At 54.9% G+C, this 20,599-nt stretch carries 16 protein-coding genes; 3 read left to right on the forward strand and 13 right to left on the reverse strand.

Annotation, left to right across the window (positions count from 1 at the left end):
* Positions 1-12: 12 nt before the first annotated feature.
* The gene (locus tag B7444_RS07150) at positions 13-1,353 is read right to left on the reverse strand and encodes a GntT/GntP/DsdX family permease (protein ID WP_007283374.1); all 1,341 of its coding nucleotides are present in this window, start codon (positions 1,351-1,353) and stop codon (positions 13-15) included.
* A 410-nt stretch (positions 1,354-1,763) separates the two neighbouring features.
* Here B7444_RS07150 and B7444_RS07155 point away from each other — a divergent pair, with 410 nt between their 5' ends.
* Complete coding sequence (locus tag B7444_RS07155; RefSeq protein ID WP_007283375.1) at positions 1,764-2,762, forward strand: LLM class flavin-dependent oxidoreductase; 999 nt, start codon at positions 1,764-1,766, stop codon at positions 2,760-2,762.
* Here B7444_RS07155 and B7444_RS07160 read toward each other — a convergent pair.
* From B7444_RS07160 to B7444_RS07200, 9 genes are read right to left on the reverse strand one after another with little or no spacing between them, the layout of a single operon-like run.
* Positions 2,754-3,971, reverse strand: a complete 1,218-nt coding sequence (locus tag B7444_RS07160) for a tetratricopeptide repeat protein (protein ID WP_007283376.1) — start codon at positions 3,969-3,971, stop codon at positions 2,754-2,756. The two genes, B7444_RS07155 and B7444_RS07160, sit on opposite strands and share 9 nt — an antisense overlap.
* Positions 3,968-4,831 carry an alpha/beta fold hydrolase gene (locus B7444_RS07165; protein ID WP_007283377.1) on the reverse strand — a complete coding sequence of 288 codons (864 nt, stop codon included), beginning with the start codon at positions 4,829-4,831 and terminating at the stop codon, positions 3,968-3,970. Before B7444_RS07165 ends, B7444_RS07160 begins: the two co-directional genes overlap by 4 nt.
* Entirely contained in the window at positions 4,824-5,861 is a 1,038-nt protein-coding gene (locus tag B7444_RS07170) for a P1 family peptidase (RefSeq protein ID WP_007283378.1), read from the reverse strand. Before B7444_RS07170 ends, B7444_RS07165 begins: the two co-directional genes overlap by 8 nt.
* Before the next feature lie 14 nt (positions 5,862-5,875).
* Positions 5,876-6,649: an ATP-binding cassette domain-containing protein gene (locus tag B7444_RS07175; RefSeq protein ID WP_007283379.1), complete on the reverse strand. Its 774-nt coding sequence runs from the start codon at positions 6,647-6,649 to the stop codon at positions 5,876-5,878.
* A complete protein-coding gene (locus tag B7444_RS07180) occupies positions 6,646-7,479 on the reverse strand; it encodes an ATP-binding cassette domain-containing protein (protein ID WP_007283380.1) in 834 nt (277 codons plus the stop codon). The genes B7444_RS07175 and B7444_RS07180 overlap by 4 nt, the downstream gene beginning before the upstream one ends.
* The gene (locus tag B7444_RS07185) at positions 7,476-8,309 is read right to left on the reverse strand and encodes an ABC transporter permease (protein ID WP_007283381.1); all 834 of its coding nucleotides are present in this window, start codon (positions 8,307-8,309) and stop codon (positions 7,476-7,478) included. Before B7444_RS07185 ends, B7444_RS07180 begins: the two co-directional genes overlap by 4 nt.
* Entirely contained in the window at positions 8,306-9,253 is a 948-nt protein-coding gene (locus B7444_RS07190) for an ABC transporter permease (RefSeq protein WP_007283382.1), read from the reverse strand. The genes B7444_RS07185 and B7444_RS07190 overlap by 4 nt, the downstream gene beginning before the upstream one ends.
* Positions 9,253-10,731, reverse strand: coding sequence for an ABC transporter substrate-binding protein (locus tag B7444_RS07195; protein ID WP_186810560.1), 1,479 nt, complete (start codon positions 10,729-10,731; stop codon positions 9,253-9,255). Before B7444_RS07195 ends, B7444_RS07190 begins: the two co-directional genes overlap by 1 nt.
* Complete coding sequence (locus B7444_RS07200; protein ID WP_007283384.1) at positions 10,728-12,056, reverse strand: LLM class flavin-dependent oxidoreductase; 1,329 nt, start codon at positions 12,054-12,056, stop codon at positions 10,728-10,730. Before B7444_RS07200 ends, B7444_RS07195 begins: the two co-directional genes overlap by 4 nt.
* A gap of 152 nt (positions 12,057-12,208) precedes the next feature.
* Between B7444_RS07200 and B7444_RS07205 the strand changes: the two genes are divergently transcribed.
* Positions 12,209-14,566 (forward strand): TonB-dependent receptor, encoded by a 2,358-nt coding sequence (locus B7444_RS07205; RefSeq protein ID WP_007283385.1) that lies wholly within the window; start codon positions 12,209-12,211, stop codon positions 14,564-14,566.
* Positions 14,567-14,608: 42 nt separating this feature from the next.
* Here B7444_RS07205 and B7444_RS07210 read toward each other — a convergent pair whose 3' ends face one another.
* From B7444_RS07210 to B7444_RS07220, 3 genes are all read right to left on the reverse strand, one after another.
* On the reverse strand, positions 14,609-17,299 hold the full coding sequence (locus B7444_RS07210; protein WP_007283386.1) for a TonB-dependent receptor plug domain-containing protein: 2,691 nt from the start codon (positions 17,297-17,299) through the stop codon (positions 14,609-14,611).
* A 100-nt stretch (positions 17,300-17,399) separates the two neighbouring features.
* Positions 17,400-18,338, reverse strand: a complete 939-nt coding sequence (locus B7444_RS07215; protein WP_007283387.1) for a FecR family protein — start codon at positions 18,336-18,338, stop codon at positions 17,400-17,402.
* The gene (locus B7444_RS07220) at positions 18,335-18,823 is read right to left on the reverse strand and encodes an RNA polymerase sigma factor (protein WP_231502958.1); all 489 of its coding nucleotides are present in this window, start codon (positions 18,821-18,823) and stop codon (positions 18,335-18,337) included. Before B7444_RS07220 ends, B7444_RS07215 begins: the two co-directional genes overlap by 4 nt.
* 173 nt (positions 18,824-18,996) lie before the next feature.
* Here B7444_RS07220 and B7444_RS07225 point away from each other — a divergent pair, with 173 nt between their 5' ends.
* Positions 18,997-20,592 carry an alkaline phosphatase D family protein gene (locus tag B7444_RS07225; protein WP_007283389.1) on the forward strand — a complete coding sequence of 532 codons (1,596 nt, stop codon included), beginning with the start codon at positions 18,997-18,999 and terminating at the stop codon, positions 20,590-20,592.
* Positions 20,593-20,599 lie beyond the last annotated feature (7 nt).

Raw genomic sequence — 20,599 nt, forward strand, 5'->3', positions numbered from 1 at the left:
TTAGAGCCGCTGTCAGATGATCAGTGATGCACCGAGGCAGAATGTCAGCCCCAGAACAGCAATGATCGTTTCCAGAACAGACCATGTCTTGATCGTCTGAGGGACGGTCAGACCAAGATATTCCTTCATCTGCCAGAAACCGGCATCGTTCATGGGACCAAAAGCGACGGAACCTGCCCCCGTGGCGATGACCATCAGTTCAGGCGACACACCCTGCGAGTGAGCGAGAATTGGCCCGGCAATGCCAGAAGCCGTACTCATGGCGACAGTGGAGGAACCACAGGCCACACGGACGATCGCTGCCAGAAGCCATGCCAGAATCAGAAGTGGCACATGCGCACTGACGGCGGCATCTGTAATGGCTTTGGATACACCGCTGTCGATCAGTTCACGCCCAAAACCACCGCCCGCACCCACCAGCAGCATGATAAGCGCTGTTGGAGCAAGGCATTCATTCGTGAAGCGCAGGATCGTCTCGCGGGAAAAGCCACGTGCCAGCCCCAGCACATAGAAGGACATGACCGTTGCCAGAAGCAGTGCGATGTCGGTGTTGCCAATGAAGTGCAGGAGTGTGTTGAGCATGCTCTTTGGCGTCGTGAAAAGATCTGCCGCTGATCCGATCAGCATGAGGATGACCGGGCAGGTGATGGTGAGAACCGTGATGGTGAAGCCCGGCAGATCAGCAGGAATTTCACGGCTGACGAACTGAGCTGCCAGCGCATTCGTCTCAGTGATGGGAACGCGTGGGCTGATGAAACGCGCAAAAAGTGGGCCAGCAATAGCAGCGATCGGCGTTCCCAGAAGAACACCCCAGAAAATCGTTGTTCCTGTGTTCGCATGATAGGCGGACAGCGCCAGGAGTGTCGCGGGGTGAGGCGGGATCATCGCATGCGTGACAGATAGCGCTGCTCCCATCGGGAGTGCCACCCGAAGGATGGATGTGTCTGTCCGCGCGGCAAGCACGAATGCCAACGGGAACAGCAGCACGACCCCGACTTCGAAAAAGACCGGTAAACCGACCAGCAGGCCGATCACCATCATGGCCCAGTCAATCCTCTGCCGTCCGGCCCGTTCAGAAATGGTCAGGGCAATCCGGTCCGCACCGCCAGATTCCGCAAGCATTTTTCCAAGCATGGTGCCCAAAGCGATGATCGTTCCCACATGTCCCAGCACATGCCCTGCGCCAGCTTCGAAAGACGCCACAACCTGATTGGGAGGCATTCCGGCACATAAAGCGAGGAGGAGTGAAACGCTAAAGAGAACGATAAAGGGATTCAGACGAAAACGTGCAATAAGGACAACCACGGCAATGATTGCGGCTGTCGCCAGCAGAATGGCAAAGGTTGTTGTCATATGGAACGCAGCCCTGTCAGAACGAGAAAGAGGTTCGGAAACGAGAGTAAAAAACAGCGAAATCAGGTCTCCCGAACATTGCCGGCATCACCCACAGACCCATACGCCCGATCCCTGAAAATTTTGCTGTAAAGTCTGCGTCATGAACGCAGTAGACGTCTGAACACGGGGTTCGCCATTACGGAAAAATGGAAAATAGGAAATATGGAGAGCCGAGTTTCCTCAAACTCTTCCTGCATTTTTCCCATTTGTCTCGTCATTCGAGAAACCCTGGTGATGACAGGATGTTGAACGCAACGTATGCGATCACACGGCGTCAGGATTCTGGCGAAAGGGGCACTATGCCGTAGTCTTGGTTGTTCCATGCTATTTTCACTGCTTCGGCGCCATAGCTTTCAAGGACAAAGACCATGATCCCATTTTCTGTTCTTGATCTGTCGATTATTACCCGGGGTTCTGGTCCACGTGAGGCGTTCCGCCATTCAATTGATTTTGCAAAACGGGCTGAAAGTCTTGGCTTTCACCGATACTGGCTGGCCGAGCATCATGCGATGCCGGGAATTGCGTCTGCTGCCACGGCTGTTCTGATCGGGCAGATCGCAGGGGCAACGACCCGTATCAGGGTAGGGTCGGGCGGGATTATGCTTCCCAACCATTCACCACTGGTGATTGCCGAGCAGTTCGGAACGCTGGAAACGCTGTTTCCCGGCCGGATAGATCTCGGTCTGGGCCGCGCACCCGGAGCAGATCAGAGAACGGCTCGTGCGCTCCGCCGTGATCCTGCTGCGCCTGACCGTTTTCCTGAAGACGTTGTGGAACTGCTTCATTATTTCGAGCCATCCTCTGAAGAAGATACTCATCTTATCCGAGCCGTGCCGGGTGCCGGGCTTCGCGTGCCGGTCTGGATTTTGGGCTCGTCTCTGTTTTCCGCCGTTCTGGCCGCCCAACTGGGGCTTCCATATGCGTTTGCTTCCCACTTTGCCCCGGCACAGATGGAAGAAGCCATTGCCCTCTATCGCTCACGTTTCGAGCCGTCAGAACGATGTGCCAAACCGCATGTAATGCTGACAGTGAATGTCATTGCCGCAGACGAGGAGGCTGAGGGAAAGCGCCTTGCAACGTCGCTTTATCAATACTTCATGGCGCTCAGGCGCGGACGGCCGATTGCGTTTCCGCCACCAGTCAGCAACATACTGTCTCTTTGGTCTGCCGAAGAGCAGATCATGCTGGAGCAGACATTATCTTACACATTTGCGGGCTCAAAGGAGACTGTCTCCGAGCAGATCCAGTCCTTTGCTGTTCGTCATAGGCCTGATGAACTCATGATCGCCGTACCTGTTCATGACCATGACAGCCGGTGCCGCTCGCTAGAGCTGACGGCCAAAATCAAGTCCGGGATTTCAGTCTGAAAGCCGACTTAACTGGCGCGTGATATCCTTCCCGATCTGCATGAACAGATCACGTTGGGCATGGCTCCCACCTATATCCTGAAGGTGAGGGATCGCAGTTTTGAAATATCCCTCAGCAGTGACCGGATCATTGGCCAGGTATGCCTTCAAACCGCGCGCCACCGGAATGCCGACGAGATCCCAGGCTCGCTGATCAGGAAGGTCCCTGCCTGAAAGATTTTCAATGCGCTGGAGCAGATGCTCTCCCTCCGGTCTGCCAGCTTTCAACAAGCCATACAGATACTGCAAACTCAGGAAGGGCTGGCTGACATCGTTCTGCCGCGGAGCAAGCCATTCTGCGAGATCTATCCAACGCTGGCCCACATCGGCTCCTGCAAGTTCAAGCCTCACGAGCAGGGACACAGCCCCCACCTGATCCTGTGAAAAACTGCGTTCTCTGCTCCAGCAGTGCTCATCATAGATCTTGAGCGCGTCTGTTTTCCGCTTCTGAGCCAGATAAAACAGAGCGAGATGCCACCAGAGATGCGTGTACATGAATGACGTCAGGTGTTTCCAACCTGCTGACTGCGCTTCAAGGAACTCAATGCCTTCCTCAATTCGTCCCTGTGTCAAAAAGACATGCGCCAGAGCGTGTTGTGCCCATGGCTCGGATGGGTCCATCTCAAGGGCGCGTTTTGCAGAGCGTTCAGCCGCGTCCAGGTCATGACACTGCTCGAAACCGAAGGCGAGCATTCCATGCAGCGCAGCCACATCTCCGGCCGCCTTCTCGCTGTTCTGGGCGACAGCCAACATATCCGTGAAGCGACCCCGGATAAAATCATGATACTGCCGGAGTTTCAGCGTTACCAGATCACGAGGCCACTGAGACAGGATGGTATCCGTCAGTTCAATAATACGGTCCGGCTCTTCCGCGATGGACGCTTCCAACACAGCGAACAGCAGTTTTTCACGAGGGAGTGCCTGATCACATGAGACCTTTGCCCGGTCTCGATAACGAAGCGCGTCCGCAGGAATATCACCTGTTTCAGACAGCATCCACAGAAGCCCGGCATAAGTATTGGCCAGACAATCGTCGGATTGATCCGCGATGCCAAGGATTTCCACCAGCCTGAGATCATAGCCGAGATAGCCCAGGATGAAGGCATTGATCCCGTGCAGCGTCTTCTCGTTTGTGGTGGAAACTTTGTTACCAAGAACATCCTGACTCATGGGCGCGTATCCTGCTCAAAGGAAAGACGCTGTAGGGCGCTTTCAATAAAGCGGTTCACAATTGCAGGCTGCTCCAGCATGATCTGATGTCCGCAATTGGCAAGGACCTCGAGAGAGCTTTGCGGAATAAGTGCATGAATTTTCTGTATTTCTACGAGTGGAACAATACCGTCTTCCTGCCCGGCCAGAATATGAACCGGTCTGCCAAACTGTCGCAAAATCCTGGTGTCGACGGGCTGTGCTCCTGAACGGATAGCATTAATCATGAAGAGGCTATTACGCTTTGTAGCCTTACGTTCAGTCTTCAAGATGGTCGGATCAACGCCTGGGGCCCACGCCAGAGCTTCAAAGCGCTTTTGCAGGAAGGGTCGCGCAAAGGATGCCAGCCAGAATGGCAGTCGGTCCATCCAGTTGCCGAACATCGGCCCTTTGAGAGAGGGAGCAAGAGACGCAGGCCCGAGAAGGATGAGTTCATCGACAGGAATAATCTGCTCAGCTTGTAGCAGACCCGCAATCCATTCCAGGGTTACGCGGCATCCGAATGAGTGTGCGACGAGGATGCGCTTTGATGAAGGATGAGCTTTCAGTATCGAAGCAAGATCCTGGACGGCATAAGAGCTCAGAAAGGCCTGCTCATGCTGGGAGCGCGCACTGTCGCCATGACCGTAAGCATCCCATGCGACAAGATTGACGTTTTCCTGAGAAAAACGTTCCCATTGGAAACGCCATTGCTGTCGGTTTCCGCCTAACCCGTGAACGAAAAACAGCGTCGTGTCGCTGCCCTTCTCAAGCACAGACAGGGCCAGTCGACGTCCGGGAACACGAAAAAAATCCGTAGCTGCGGAAAAAATATCAGCCATGATCCGCATTTCCCTGTTTTGTGGCAAAACGTTCCTTCCATGTCGGAAGAAATGGCTCTCCCGGCAAGGGCGAGGCTTCATAAACGCCGCGAGCAATGGCACGAGCCGTGACCTGCGTCGCTGCGTGCAGGATTTCCGTCCATATTTCCACAGAAGCCGGGGCTGGCGCGCCCCCCGTTGAGACACCGAAGACCGCATCGCCGTCCTGTGGCAGATGGGCCGGAAATACACCACGTGCGACCCCATCCTGAGCCAGAATGGCAAGACGCTTTGCCTCAGCTTTTGTCAAAATCGCATCGGTAGCGATGACACCGATCGTCGTACCTGCCACATAATTCGGCTTCATACGCAGACGAAGATCGCTCTCTGTCAGCCGTGACGGAAAACCCAAGCCGCCGAATTCATCACCCTGTTCAAAAGGAGCGCTCCAGAAATGTGGTCCGTCGCCAATTGTTGCTGTTCCGACGGCATTGACAACCATTAGAGCAGCAACAGTATGACCTGACGGCGTGATTGTGCTCGCAGACCCCAGCCCCCCTCTCAGAGGCGTGGTGGTCGCCCCGGTTCCGGCCCCGGTAGTACCGAGCGCAAACTGGCCACCTTGCGCGGCTTGAGCGGCCTGATAGCCCAGTTCTGCATAGGGGGAGTACCGGCCCCAGTCTTTGTCGCCGCCATTCACAAGATCAAAAAGGCTTGCCTGAACAACGATGGGGACGCGGACCTGTTTTTCGGGTGTCGGCAAATGTGCGGCCTGTTCCCGCAACCATGCCTGCACGCCCGAAGTCGCATCGAGACCGTAGGTGGAGCCGCCTGACAGAACGATTGCATCAATGCCACTCACAATCATTTCCGGTTCCAGCAACGCATTCTCCCTCAATGCTGGTGCTCCCCCCAGAAAACTCCCGGATGCAATCGCTGGCTGATCGAAGAGTATGGCAGTCACACCCGTTCTCTGGTCAAGGTTCTGGACATTGCCGACGTGTATGCCAGGTACGTCTGTAATGAGATTATTGAGCGGGCGAAGGGTCATTGTTTGCGTCGTTTTCAAAGGCTGGCGGCAATAAGGTCGCGGGTCGTGGACTGTTGAGGGTGATCCAACACTGAAAGAGTGGGGCCGGTTTCCACAATCCTGCCCTCATCAAGAACAGCAACACGATGAGAAATATGGCGGATAACCGCTAGATCATGGCTGACAAAAATGTAGGAAAGACCATGCCGCTCCTGAAGGTCCAACAGCAGGTTCAGGACTACAGCCTGCGTCGAAACATCCAGAGCAGAAACTGCCTCATCCGCGATAATGACCGAGGGGCGCGTCACAAGGGCCCGCGCAATGGCAATCCGCTGCCTCTGCCCACCGGAGAACATCCGCGGATACCGCTCGGCGCCATCCTGTGGAAGGGCCACATCTGCCAGCACCTCAAGAACACGGCGTTCTTTTTCTTCGTTGCTCAGGGCCATCTGATGAAGAGGCTCTTTCACAATCTGCCGTACGGTCTGGCGAGGGTCGAGCGCCCCTTGAGGGTCCTGAAAGATCATCTGGATCTTTGGGCGAATGTCTTTCCTGACCTGACCTGCAGCATCGCGTAGATCCTTGCCTTGAAACAGGATCTCACCATTTTCTGGCTGTGCAAGCCCTGTCAGAATACGGGACAGGGTTGATTTTCCGCTGCCGGAAGAGCCGACAATGCCCAGTGTTTCCTGCTCTGCCACATGAAGGCTGACGTCCTGTAAAACTGTTTTTCTACGGGAACCAAAGACAGAAGATGTGTGTCCGGATACGCTATATTGAATGTTTCTCGCTTCCAGCAGAACGCTCATGGCTGAACGCCTTCAGAAACGTCCACGGGAACAGGAATACGTGTCAGAGGTGGATGATTGGTCCCATGCAGTGACATGCCGAGAAGCGCCCGAGTATAGGGATGTCGAGGTGTATCAAATAGCTGTTCCGTCTCGTTGCTTTCAACAAGGTGGCCCTGCTGAAGAACCAGAACGCGCTGTGCCTGACGTCTGATGACACCAAGATCATGGGAAATCATGAGAATCCCCATTTCATGTTCAACCGCCAGTTCCTGCACAAGATCCATCACCTCTGCCTGTGTCCTGCTATCCAGAGCAGTTGTGAATTCATCAGCGATGAGGAGAGCAGGTTTGCAGGCAATCGCCATTGCAAGAAGAACGCGCTGACGTTGCCCGCCTGACAGTGCGTGCGGATATGACTGTGCCGACACGCCAGCATGGCTCAGACCCACACGATCCAGCAACTGCTGGACATGCGTTGCAATGTCTGGTGACGAAAGCGCCCCGTGAAGTTTGAGCGTATCACCGATCTGTTTGCCGATACGGCGGATCGGGTTGAGCGCTGTCATAGGCTCCTGGAACACCATGGCGATGCGGCGTCCGCGCAGATCACGGAAATCGCGCTCGGGAAGGGCGGCAAGATCCTGCCCTTCGAAAATAATCTGCCCAGAAGTTTTGAAGCCGTCCGGGAGAAGCCTCATCAGAGCGCGGGCCAACGTTGATTTTCCGGAGCCGGACTCACCCGTTACAGCCACGGTCTCGCCAGCGCTTACAGTAAAGGACAGGGGGTGAAGAATGGGTTTCGCCCCAGCCAAAACCGAGAGTTCTCGAACAGAAAGAAGATCTGTCACGGCAGGCGCTCCTCGTTACGAGCAAAGGGGCGTTCAAGAAGATCTCTCAAACCATCTCCAAGAAGGTTGAACCCAAGAACGAGCACCATGACCGTGACACCGGGCACAGCAACCAGAAAGGGATGATCAAAAATGTGAATCTGATAGGATGCCAGAGCCCGCCCCAGATCCGGCTGAGGCGGGGGAGCGCCGAGCCCCAGATAGGACAAACCTGCTTCTGACAGGATCGCCAGAGCCAGAGACGTTGATGCATGAACAATCAGGATCGGCGCGATATTGGGAAGAACATGGCGGATTGTTACCGCGACTGAACCAAAGCCTGCCATTCGTGCGGCTGAGATGTAATCCAGAACAAGAATGGACTGTGCAGCCTGCTTCGTAATGCGGATCTGTGCGGGAATGCCGAACAGGACGATGGCCAGAATCTCGCCTGTCGCGGATGCACCCTGTGCGGTCACAAGCATGGCCGCAATAAGAATAGGGGGAAACGCCAGGCCAAGATCTGTAGCACTCATCACGGCCCAACCTCGCTTGCCACCATTCGCGCCAACAAGACCCAGAATGGTGCCAATAACCGTTGCGAGTACGACGGAAAGCAATGCAATCGCCGTCGTATTGAACGCCCCCGTCAGGACATAGCTGGCAAGGTCTCGTCCAAAAGGGTCAGTTCCCAGAGGATGAGCCAGAGAAGGCGGAGCATAACGGTTCGGGATGTCGATGAATGGGGCGTGACCGCCGTGCCAGATCCAGGCCATCGTTGCAGGAAACAGGCATCCGAGAAGCAGAACGCTTCCGGCAATCAGGCTCTTTGGAGCGCCACGCAAAATCATGCGCTACCTCCTGCCAGACGCGGGTCCAGCCAACGAATGAGGATCGAAAGGAACAGGTTCAACAACAGGACGCCGGCAACAATCAGCATGACAAGGTTCTGCACAACCGGAATGTCTCGCTGATTGACAGCCTCCAGAAGTAGTTTTCCGCAGCCCGGGATGTTGAATACGTTCTCTACGATGATTGAGCCTGTTACGAGAACAGGAAGCTGAATACCAATCAGGGTCAGAACAGGAATGACCGCATTGGGAATTGCAACGCGCCACAGAACCCCCTGTCGACTATAGCCTTGGGCTCGAGCGGTGCGGATGAAGTCCTGTTCCAGTGTATCGATCAGGGACGACCGCATGAACCGGGCAATGATTGCAGCCTGCGGAATGGCGAGGGCGATTGCTGGCAACGTCAGGGCGCGAAGGCCAGAAAAAACGCCATTGTTCCACCCACTGAATCCCCCTGCGGGAAACCAGCGCAGGGTCAGGGAAAAGAGAAGGGTCATCATCATGGCAAGCCAGAAATCCGGAATGGATTTCAGCAGCTGAAGCAGCGCCATCAGTGTCAGGTCCAACCGTTTCCCACGGTTGGTTGCGGCGACGGCTCCCACCGGAAGGCCGATGAGAAGAGCCAGAACGGTGGCAAGCATGATGAGGGGCAGAGTGCTTTGAAAGCGCTCAAGGATCAAACCAGAAATCGGTACGTCATAGACGTAACTCGTTCCTGCATTTCCATGAAGAAGACCAACAATCCAGCGAAAATAGCGGGCGACAGGAGACGCATCGAGCCCGAGTTGGTGATGGAAGGCGGCAATGCTCTCGGGGCTGGCGTTCAGACCCAGCATCACAGTCGCAGGATCTCCAGGAAGCAGGCTGAGGAGAACAAAAACGATCACGCTGGCAATCGCCAGCACGGCAAGCCGTCCGAAAATAGTTTGAGCAAGACCAGTCATTATGGTTCCCAGGAAACATCAGCCATGGGGCATGCGGCGATCTGCTGATCTGTCCACAAGCCTGAAATATGACGGTTCATGACCGTGTCCCGAGGGCGGGAGTACAGGAAAACATTGGGTTCATCCTGTGCAAGCCGGTCCTGCATGGCAACTGACAAACGATGTCGCTCTTCGGGGTTTTCCGTTCCCTCATACCGCTCAAACAAGGCGTGGAACTCAGGACTCCTGTAGTGGAAGTATATGGACTCCCGGTCATAGATACCAATGTCATGCGGCTCGGTATGGGCAATGACTGTCATATCAAAAGCACCTTGCCCAAAAACCCGACCAAGCCAGGTTGGCCATTCAAGAGGTTGCAGCGTCACAATCAGGCCAACCTGCTCGAGATACGCGGCAACGATTTCGCTGGTATCCCGCGCATAGGTGATTGGCGGATAGGAGAGGGTGAGCTGCGTGCCGGGCCGAATACCAGCCTGCTTCAGAAGCACGCTGGCACGTTCGGGATCGTAGGGATAGCGGTCAGGCAGCGCGGCATAATCCGGATCGTTAGGTGCCATATGCGATTGCAGAACCGTGCCGTCACCATCTGCGCCAGCCTGAACGAGAGCTTTACGATCAATGGCGTATGCAATCGCCTGACGGACCCGAATGTCATTGAAAGGCCTGCGCGCGTTATTGAGAGCCAGAATGGCCTTGAACGGAAATGTACCGCGCACAACACGAAGGCCCGGATGGTCAACAAAGCGGCTCAGCACTTCCGGAGCAGGAAAGGACGGATAGGCATCCAGTTCTCCAGCGAGAAGGGCGTTACTCGCCGCCAGAGGATCAGGCATGAACCGAAAAGTGACCGTCTTCAGGATAGGCGCTTTTCCCCAGTAATCCGGATTTCGCGACAGCGTGACATGATCACCTCTTTGCCACTCCTGAAACCGGAAAGGGCCAGTGCCGATTGGATGACTGACGTTTTTATCTGCTGATACCGGTGACAGAATGGAAGCATCATTCCACGCCAACTCATAGGTAAAGCTGCCATGAGGTTTCTTCAGCGTGACATCCACATGGGATGCATTCGGGCAGGCGATATCGGCGATATTCGTGAAGAAACTGCGATCCGGGTTTGTGCTGTCGGCCGCACCTGCGCGAAGAAGCGAAAAACGGACATTCTCACAGGTGAGGGGCGCCCCATCGTGAAAGTGAACATTATCCTGCAAGGTGAAGTGATAAACACGTCCATCGTCTGAGACCGTCCATGCACGCGCCAGAAGAGGCTGCACGTGACCATCACGGTCAAGCCGCGTCAGGCCTTCATAGATATTGTTATACGTGATCGTGCCAACCGCCTCACTCGGTGTGCGTGTCGGGTCCAAGCCAGGCGGCTCAATGGAAACACCGATACTCATGGTGTCGCGCGGTTCAGCAGACACCGATGACGCCAGGCCCAAACCCGCTATGGACAACAGAACGAAGGCTGACTTCATGGGGTCTCGCCGGGCGCCGGGCGCTTCAGTCCCAGATGCTCGCGCAGGGTTGATCCCTCATAAGCGGTGCGGAACAGGCCGCGACGCTGTAGCTCAGGCACTACGTAGTCCACGAAGATCTCCAGACTCTGCGGCAGGATGGGCGGCATGACGTTAAAGCCGTCGGCTGCGCCTTCCACAAACCACTCTTCAAGCTGATCTGCAATCTCCTTCGGCCCACCATAAATAGACCAGTGCCCACGTGCGCCGCTGACTTCCAGATACAGATCCCGCAAGGTCATGTTCCGGCGTTTCGCCATCTCGACCAGAAGCGTCTGACGGCTACGGTTCCCGTTGAAATCTGCCGGGGCTTCAGGAAGCGGCCCATCAAGAGGCAATCCGCGAAGATCGGTGCCGGTCATACCTCCGAGAAGAAATAATCCAACATCCGGATGCGTCAGGTCATCGAGTTGTGCCCGGAGATCCTCTGCTTCCATCTGCGTACGCCCCACGAGGGGATAGACGCCCGGCATGACTTTCAGGGATGCTGGATCACGACCAATTTCCCGCATGCGGCGATGAAGATCGAGACGGAAGGCCTTTGCTTCTTCAAGGGTCTGCTGTGCCGTAAAGACCATTTCGGCCGTCTCTGCGGCAAGCTGACGGCCCGGCTCGGAAGATCCTGCCTGAACGAGGACAGGCCTGCCTTGCGGAGAGCGGGGAATATCAATCTGCCCTGCAGCCGAGAGAAATTCGCCCTTGAATTCGAAGGGACGTCGGCCTTCCGGCTGGAAGAACTCTCCACTCTCTGTATCGCGCAGGAAGGCTCCGTCGTCCCAGCTATCCCAGAAATTCTGCACGATCTGAGCGAATTCACGAGCCTGCCGATAGCGATCTGCATGAGGGACATGGCTTGGTCGGCCGTAATGAATGGACTCTTTGACGTTAGCCGTTGTGACGAGGTTCCACCCCGCACGGCCGCCACTGATCTGGTCAAGGGAAAGAAACTGGCGGGCCAGATGATAGGGCACTGAATAGGTCGTGCTGACCGTACCGATCAGGCCGATCTTATTCGTTGTGGCGGCAAGAGCAGAAAGAAGCGTCAGAGGCTCGAAAGATGCCGCATATGTCATGCGGCGGAAGCCATCGATTGTTGCTTCGTCGATGGAGCTTGTAAAATCAGCAATAAATACGGCATCGAAGAGCCCGCGCTCGGCAAGACGTGCCTGTTCGAGCTGCCGCTGGAAGTTACTGCCAGCGTCCGCGGCCGAGCCCGGATGGCGCCAGGCTGCCGCATGATGGCCGGTAGGAAGAAGGAATGCGGCAAGTTTCATCTGGGGAGCCATGGAGTTCGATCTCTTGCTTTATCGCGGTCAGAAACACAAAAAAATGTTGCGTTCGCAGCATAACCTGTTGTGTATCGTTTTTCTATCCCTTAAACGCAATTAGATAGTTGTTTTATATAACAACTATAAATATTAGTTATTAGGCGCAACCGATGCACGACGTTCATACTGCTCCGTACCGCAGAAATGCCCTCCTTGTCCGTGGGCGGGTTGCTCTTATCTCCAGCGTAGCACTGCTGCCATTCTGGAATATTGCAGCAGCCGCGGAAGACAGCGCTTCAACCAAAAAGCCAGCTCAGGTTAGCACGCGAAAAGGGGAGCCGCTCTCCTCCAGAAACGCGCATGCGCGCCCGGCATTGAAGTCTCAGGATCATGAAGCCTCCCGCGTAGAAAATGTAGTCGTGACATCTGAACGACATGCAGACAGCCCGCAGAATATTGGCACGTCCATCAGCGTCGTTTCTGCAAAGATGCTGGAAAATCGAAACATCAACAACGTGTTCGACCTCCAGTACGCGACCCCGTCGCTTCAGATCCAGCCGTCCTATGGCAGCGGGCAGTATACCTACACGATCCGAGGCGTCGGATTTAACAATTACGCCAGCAACAACTCCCCCACGGTTGGTATCTATATCGACGAAGTCGCCAATCCTGTTCCGTTCGGCATTAACGGGATGATGTTTGATATGCAGCGTATTGAAGTCCTCCGCGGGCCTCAGGGTACGCTGTATGGACGCAACACGACGGGCGGGGCGATCAACTACATCACGAACAAGCCAACCGATAAGCTGACAGGCGGTGTGGCTGCCCAGTATGGCCGCTTCGAGAGTGGCAAGATCGACGGCTATATTTCCGGACCGATCAACGACAAACTCAAGTTCCGTCTTTCCGGGGAAACCCAGCAGGGGGGCGCCTGGCAGTACAATCCGGAAGCACAGGCGCATCTCGGAAATGTTGATCGAGGTGCTGCGCGTCTTCTAGTCGATTACGCACCATCAGAAAGCTGGAAACTGGAGTGGAATCTGCATGGAAGTCGGGATCGGTCTGACGGCACGGGTCCCTATGCGTGGAGACCTATCACAAGTCTGAGTTCGACCCATCCAATGCCTGCTTCGGCAAGTCGTTACAACACACGCTGGGGCACATCAGCTCAGTTTGCCAAAGAAACCGGACTAACTCCCGATCAGAAGCCCTATAGTCATATTGATACAGGTGGCAGCAGTTTGCGTGTTGAAAAGCACCTGCAAGATTTCACAATCACAAATCTCGCCAGCTATGATTACATGCAGCGTAACGAATACGACAATTTCGATGATTCTTCTCTGTCACTTGCAGATGTGAAATTCAATACGCGGGCCAGTGTGGTGTCTGATGAATTGCGTTTCTCATCCAACACAACCGGCAGGCTACACTGGATTGGTGGTATCTACTATGGTTATCAGTGGCTTAATGACCGATATCAGTCAGGATTTCAGGCTCTTTACAACACGGATGGCGACGTCCGTTACTCGCAGACGGTCAATACCATCAGCGGCTTCGGTCAGGTGACATATGATCTGACACCCAAGCTTCAACTGGTAGGCGGCATTCGCGTAGAGCATGAGAAGCGCACTCTGGACAACGTCTACGCGCATTACCTTGTTAATGGCATTGTCACCAACCCGCAGAACGCCTTGTCGCAGCAGTCTCAGTCCTACACGTTGCCGTCTGCAAAATTCAGCATTCAGTATCACCCCTTCAGCCACGACATGGCGTATTTCACCTTCAGCAAAGGTGTGAAATCCGGTGGCTTCACGGTGTACAACTCATCTGACGTCACGCAGATGACCAATCCATTCAAGCCCGAGCAGCTTTACTCATTCGAAGTCGGAAACAAGCTGATTCTGCCAAGATATAACCTGCGGGTAAATGCTGACTTCTTCTATTATGACTATTTTGACCGTCAGGTTCAGTCCATCGCCTACAGCCCGACGACAGGCTCTGCGATCGGTCTGTTCGTGAATGCTCCTCGTTCCCACATGTTTGGTGGCGAATACGAAGTCGAATGGTCCCCAATCCCGGGACTGCATGTGGCCCAATCCGGCGCCTATGTTGAGGGTGCTTACGACAAGTTCAGTGCTGTTACGAGCTCAAAGCAGGTCAATGGGGTCTGGGTCGGTGTCTCACAGGACGTTTCCGGACGCAGTATCGAGGTCCCTCATTTCACAGCCAATGGCTCCGTCGATTATACATGGCGTGTTGGGAAATATGATCTTGTTTCCGGCGTGGATTACAGCCTTCGCACCACGAGTACGGCTCTGAACTCAGCCAATACCATTCCAGGATATACGTTGTGGGGTGGGTATGTTTCCTTCGCGCCGCACAAGGGGCACTGGAAGATTGAGGGCATTGGTCGAAACATCACCAACAAGCACTACGACGTAACGCGCGGTTACTTCGTGGGCGGCGACAACATTGCCGTTGCTGGCCGCCCGGCAACCTGGGAAGTTCGCGTCCGCGCAGACTTCTGAGCTTGAAAAGGGATGGCACTGAAAGCCATCCCCTGGCGGCTTTCAGAACGAGGCCGCCACCGTTCCGAAGAACATACGTGGAGGCGTTGGATAACCCACATAGGTTGATCCATCTCCGGCGGTAATTGTGGACCAGGAACGGGTGTTCGTCAGGTTGCTGACGTTGAACTGGAGTTTGAGGCTCTGCATGTGAGGAATGTGCTTGAATGTATATCCCGAACTGAAGCCGAGTTGGAACCGTGGCGGCACCATGACGGTGTTCGTGATCGTTCCTGGCCGAACACCCATATAGGTTCCGAAGAGCTGAGCATTAAAGCCGGATTGATTGTAATTGATGGCGAACTTGTCAGACCAGATAGGAATGGCGGGGACTTTCTCGCCTTTTGTGGCGTAAAGCGTCGAGCCGTCCATGAAATCGCTTCCGTAGATGCTGCTGACATAAGACACCGCATCATAGACATAAAAGTGCCCACCGAACCGTAGGGTGAAAGATAGATCCATCCCATTTGTCGAGACGCTGCCAAGATTGGCAACAGTACCGCCTACGCCTGAGATGCCCTGATTGGGCGGCTTGATCGCACCAAGACGATTGAAGAAATCAACATGGTAATATTCAAGCTGGCCACTGATTCCGGTCAGTGGGCCAAGAAATAGCGGACGATTGGTACGAATGCCTGTTTCATAAGTCCAGGACGTTTCCGGCTTTCCTGTTTTCTTGAAGTCTTCAAAGGCTTCCTGGCTCGTGACCGCCCAGGGTGAGGTAGTGCTGTAACCTGTCTGGGCAAAGGAATTCATATTTTCCTGAATATTGGCGAAGAACTGCTCATGAGGTGTAAAATTCCACAGAGCGCCAAAAGCCGGAAGGAACGGCTTGTAAGACGGGATCGTCCCACCCGCCACTGTATGAGTACTTGTATCAACAATGGTCTTCGCGCGTGAAACGGACGATGCCAGAGATTGCGGAAGAGCAGCAATCGGGAGGGTGCCGTTCGTATAAACCATTTCGGATTTGAACCCTGCTGTCAGGGTCAGATGAGGCGTCACCTTCCAGCTATCCTGCAAGTGCGTGACAAACGTGTTGGTATAGAACGCATTCATCCACTGCGTAAAAAGCGGGTTGGTCGCACGCTTGTAGGGTGTCAGCGTGTCTGTTGCAGTCAACGGATACCAGAGGCGTCCCTGCGTGTTGTTATTGCGCTCGTACCAGCCACCAACTTCAATATTATGCTGGCCAAGATGATAGTGCAGGGTGCTGGTCAGGCCGCCGCGATAATCTTCGTATTCCGTAGTCCGGACCGCAAACCCGGTCCCACCTGTCGCATTCCAGACTTTCGGATCAATACCTGCGACACTGTAGGTGAACTGACCGTTCTTGATATATTTTGAGCCTGTCGGATCAAGGTAACTTCCAAGAATAGTCAGGATTGCGTTGGTCCGGATCGATGTTGCGACGACGCCGGCACCATCATCATAATGAAAGTAGAGCTGGTTATCCCATGTCAGGTTTGGAGAGAACCGATGTGAGATTTTCAGATAGGTGAGGTAATCCGTCCGCTGGGCTGCCGAGAAATAGTATTTGTTATTGGGCGTTCCAGGTGCGGCTGACTTGGATGTCATGGCAGGATAATTGGCCATGGCGGCGTTCAGATCCGGGTAAAATGCACCGCGGGCATAGAGGTCAGTGGGAGCGGTCAGGCCCTGTGTGTTCGGCTCGGCTTTGTTCTGCCAGTCAAAATAAGCCGTGATGGTTGTGTTCTCACCCTTATGGATGAATTTTCCATCAACCTGATAGCCACCCTGCCGGTTTCCTTCCCCAAGGTTCCACGGTCGTGCGTCCTGTCGTGAAAAAGAGACGTATGCAGAATTGCCGCTACCGAAGTTTCCGGTATCAAGCCGGGCATAAGTTCGGAACGTTGAATAACTCCCGAAGGTCTGGCGGATCGTGGCACCTGCCTTGGCTTTTGGATCGCGGGTGTTGAACTCAATTGTACCACCGAGATTACTGGTCGAGGCCGTTCCAAGAGCACCAGCACCCGACGAAAGGGACGTCTGGCCAATATCTTCGCTGATCGCAGCACGTTGCGGAGAAAGACCGTTGTAATTGCCGTAAGCGCCAGCTCCCAGAGGAACGCCATCCAGCGTGTAACCGATCTGCGTATTGGAAAATCCATGCACGTAGATGCTGGAGTTCTGCTCGTTATTGCCCCAGGGATCAACATTGGTGAATGTCACGCCAGGCAGAAGATCAAGAGCCTGCATCGGGTTCTGCCCCGGCATCATCTCCTGCATCTGGTCACCGCTGATGCTCAGGACAGACCGTGTTCTGTGGCCCGTAGCAACAATCTGCTCAATATCGCTTGCTTCCCGGACGCGAGGGGCACGCCTTGCTTTGGAGGGCCGCTTTGCGCCCGTTACTCGCCGGACAATCATACCGCCACCCGGAGCGACTTCCATCGTCAGTCCGCTTCCGTTGAGCAGCTTTCCCGCTGCCGCATCCGGTGTCAGTGAGCCACTGACGGAAGGAGCCTGAAGATGCTCGACCAGATCAGGAGAGAAAAGAATGCTTTGCCCGGTCTGTCGGCTCAGGGATTCCAGCGCCTGTGCCATCGGCTGCCGGTCAATATGAACATTTGCAGCCACTGCGGGAGCAGCAACAGCAGTATGGGTCAGAATGGTCATTCCCACAGTCAGGAGCAAAGCTGCGCGAAGGGGGCACCGGGCGGTCACGGCCATGTATTCTCTATCCTGTTGGCGATCGCAGAAGGCGGTCTCCACAGGAAGACAATTACAATCCGAAAAACCTCAGGACATTTCCCGCGTTTTCATGAAACCGTCACAATGGCCGAAGCGTATATAGATTGCCGTGCTCTTCCAGTTTGACGGGGAGCAGGCGGGGCAACATGCGTAAAAACATATCGCCTTGCGAGACGAAATAGACCCCACTCAGCTTGAGATTTTCCAATGCCGGAGAGGCAATGGTGATCTGTCGGGTTGTGTATCGCTGGATCTGTGAAATGGCATCCGGCAAGGGTGTATTCCGGAAAATGAGCCTTCCTGTCTGCCACGATAAAAGCGCTTCAATATTGGGATAATCGACACTTATTTGGCCGTTCTGGAAAATCCGTAACCGCTGACCCGTCTTGATCCACACATCCTTCGACGAGGCCGCGCCCTTGCGCAGAAGAACCTGCCCCCGAACCGCAGTAATGTCGGTACATTTACTGTCTGTGCGGATATTCGTTGATGTCTGCTCCGGCAGATGAACCGTAATGTTCCGGGCTGACAGATGAAACGCGTTACGGGTGCGAGGCAAAAGAAGAACCTGTCCCTGATCCAGCCGCGCCCGACCGCCGTCTTCCGACAGAACCATTCGGCTTCCGGAATCCAGCAGGCAGGTCCCGTAATCTGGCAAAGGTGTTCGCAGTGTATGGCCGACAGCTGTCTGCAGGACGCGGGAGGCCTTGGCACTCCTGTTCATGGGAAACAAAGCAGCAGTCCCCACAGACGCGAGAACCAACAAGACACGCCGCCGCATCTGGCTCTGGCATACATCAGGAACCATGGCAGTTTGTAGGATGCCTTTTGCCTGCACCCCACCGCCCAGTTCCCAGTAGTCTGTCAGAAGCTCCACAGCTTCCGCTCTATCGGTGTCACCACGCATCCATTGAACAAACTCGGCGCGGTCCTCCTCGGTACAGTTATCGGCATGCAGGCGCGCAATCCATTCCGCTGCACGCTCTTGGGTGGCGAGCAGATTTTCAGAGGGGATCACTGGTCCATCCATGAGGAAAGAAAGACGAGAGCCTTGGCGATATGTTTTTCAACGCTGCTTTCGCTTATTCCTAAGGCTGCAGCAATCTCACGGTATTTCATTTTTTCAACACGGTTCAGCAGAAACGCCTGACGCGTTCTTTCTGGAAGCTGCTGACATCCGTCGTGAAACTGTTTCATTCTTTGGCTTGCAGCATAAGCCTCTTCCTGAGAAGGCGCAGGGTCCCGCAACTCCAGGATCTGTTCCTGTTCTCCCGTGGTCGACACAGTGCTCGAAGCGGCTTTTTTCAGATTATTCAGATGAAGATTAAGAGCACTTCTGGTGATGTAGGCCTCCGGGTGCGTGACCTGCCCCTGCGAACGCTCGTAATAGTTCGCAAGAGCGGTCTGAAGATGATCCTCGGCATCATCCCGATGCGTGAAGGTTCTGATGCGACGGCGCAGACGCAGCCATTCCTGCTGACAGGGAAACCAGTTTTCCGCCAAGGGTCGTCTCATTCCGTTCGAAAGATGGACAGCGTGCGGCGATGCATTACGGAAATTGTGTCGACAGGTCTGTGACAGTTTCATGAAGAACGATGCCAGGGCATGGGCAAACGAACCGATCCGCTGTCTTGAGTGAACAATCACCGCTCGACTTCAGCGAAAGATCCTGAACGATGTTTCTGAACCGCAGACGCGTACTGACCGGCCTTGGGGCGGGTCTTCTGCTCTCCTATCGCCTTAGGCAGCTTTCCGCCGCGTCCCCCCATAATCTGGACAGGAAACCCGCGTTTGACGTGTCTCCCTTCCAGCTTGGTGTGGCTTCAGGAGACCCGACAACGGACGGTTTTGTCATCTGGACGCGCCTTGCTCCAAAGCCGATGGAAGAAGCGGGAGGGCTGGAGCACCTCAAGCCTGTTCTGGTGGACTGGGACATCAGCGAAGACCCGAAGTTCTCCACGGTTCTCCACACAGGTCAGACCATCGCTCACCCTGAACTGGCGCATTCCGTACATGTCGAGGTCGAGGGGCTACAGCCCGATCGTCCCTACTGGTATCGCTTTCGCATCGCCGAATATGAAAGTCCGGTTGGTCGCGGGCGGACGCTACCTCTGCCAGGTACTGCGGTTCAGCGCATCCGGTTTGTAGCTGCGGGCTGCCAGCACTATGAGTTCGGGTATTATTCCGCATGGCGCGCCATTGCGAATGAGAACGTCGACTTCATCTTCCATTATGGCGATTACATTTACGAAGGCGCGGATATCGGCGCTGGCGTTCACACGGTATACGGTAAGCCCTTCACGGCAGTTCGCCGCCATTTCGGCCCAGAAATCTACTCATTGGACGAATACCGTCGGCGCTACGCACAGTACAAGATGGACCCCGATCTTCAGGCTGCTCACGCCGCCGCCCCATGGCTTGTCAGCTTCGACGACCATGAGGTGGACAACGACTGGGCAGGAGACACGGATCAAGACGGAACACCGCCAGACCTGTTCCGCATGCGCCGCGCCGCGGCCATGCAGGCCTATTATGAGAATATGCCGTTACGCGCGAGTTCGTTGCCTGACGGGAGCCACATGCAGATATACCGGAGCTTCCGCTTTGGTGATCTGATGAACACGTTCGTGCTGGATACGCGCCAGTACCGCAGCGATCAGGCCTATGGTGACAAGGAGGCTCCGCAGGGGCCGGATGTCTGGTCACCGGAACGCACAATGATGGGCGCTCAGCAGGAAGAGTGGCTCTTCAACGGATTGAGCAACTCCGAAACCCGCTGGAACCTGCTGGCCCATCAGGTCATGGTCATGGATCTCGCTCACCGGAAGTCAGCCCATTCCGAGCTGCTTTACAGCATGGATCAGTGGTCGGGATATATGCACAGCCGAAACCGGCTACTTCAGTTCATCGGAGATCATTGTCCCGGCAACGTCGTCAATATCACAGGCGATGCACACCGGCATTACGCTGGCAATCTCGTGATAGATCGTGACAAGCAGAAGCCAGTCTCTGTCGAGTTTCTGGCGACGTCCATTTCTTCAGGCGGTGACGGTGTCGGGGATAATGATGCACACAGCCAGTCCGTTCGCCGTGAGAACCCGCATCTGAAGGCTACGACCGACAGGCGTGGCTACGTGATCTGCGATGTCGGTCGGGACGTCTGGCGTGCAGATCTCAAAACTCTGGATCAGGTCAGCCGCCATGATGGGCAGCTTTCAACCTATGCGAGTTTCGCCGTAGAGCGTGGGCATCCGGGTCTCGAAAAACCCTGAGATAATT

The organism is Gluconobacter thailandicus F149-1 = NBRC 100600, from assembly GCF_000964465.1.
GTDB lineage: Bacteria > Pseudomonadota > Alphaproteobacteria > Acetobacterales > Acetobacteraceae > Gluconobacter > Gluconobacter thailandicus.

What these genes read in the sequence shown, in the direction of transcription:
- B7444_RS07205 (WP_007283385.1), top strand. Translation starts at nt 12,209, where the DNA reads ATGCACGACGTTCATACTGCTCCGTACCGCAGAAATGCCCTCCTTGTC.
- B7444_RS07195 (WP_186810560.1), bottom strand. Translation starts at nt 10,731, where the DNA reads ATGAAGTCAGCCTTCGTTCTGTTGTCCATAGCGGGTTTGGGCCTGGCG.
- B7444_RS07210 (WP_007283386.1), bottom strand. Translation starts at nt 17,299, where the DNA reads ATGGCCGTGACCGCCCGGTGCCCCCTTCGCGCAGCTTTGCTCCTGACT.
- B7444_RS07185 (WP_007283381.1), bottom strand. Translation starts at nt 8,309, where the DNA reads ATGATTTTGCGTGGCGCTCCAAAGAGCCTGATTGCCGGAAGCGTTCTG.
- B7444_RS07200 (WP_007283384.1), bottom strand. Translation starts at nt 12,056, where the DNA reads ATGGCTCCCCAGATGAAACTTGCCGCATTCCTTCTTCCTACCGGCCAT.
- B7444_RS07175 (WP_007283379.1), bottom strand. Translation starts at nt 6,649, where the DNA reads ATGAGCGTTCTGCTGGAAGCGAGAAACATTCAATATAGCGTATCCGGA.
- B7444_RS07170 (WP_007283378.1), bottom strand. Translation starts at nt 5,861, where the DNA reads ATGACCCTTCGCCCGCTCAATAATCTCATTACAGACGTACCTGGCATA.
- B7444_RS07150 (WP_007283374.1), bottom strand. Translation starts at nt 1,353, where the DNA reads ATGACAACAACCTTTGCCATTCTGCTGGCGACAGCCGCAATCATTGCC.
- B7444_RS07225 (WP_007283389.1), top strand. Translation starts at nt 18,997, where the DNA reads ATGTTTCTGAACCGCAGACGCGTACTGACCGGCCTTGGGGCGGGTCTT.
- B7444_RS07155 (WP_007283375.1), top strand. Translation starts at nt 1,764, where the DNA reads ATGATCCCATTTTCTGTTCTTGATCTGTCGATTATTACCCGGGGTTCT.
- B7444_RS07165 (WP_007283377.1), bottom strand. Translation starts at nt 4,831, where the DNA reads ATGGCTGATATTTTTTCCGCAGCTACGGATTTTTTTCGTGTTCCCGGA.
- B7444_RS07160 (WP_007283376.1), bottom strand. Translation starts at nt 3,971, where the DNA reads ATGAGTCAGGATGTTCTTGGTAACAAAGTTTCCACCACAAACGAGAAG.
- B7444_RS07190 (WP_007283382.1), bottom strand. Translation starts at nt 9,253, where the DNA reads ATGACTGGTCTTGCTCAAACTATTTTCGGACGGCTTGCCGTGCTGGCG.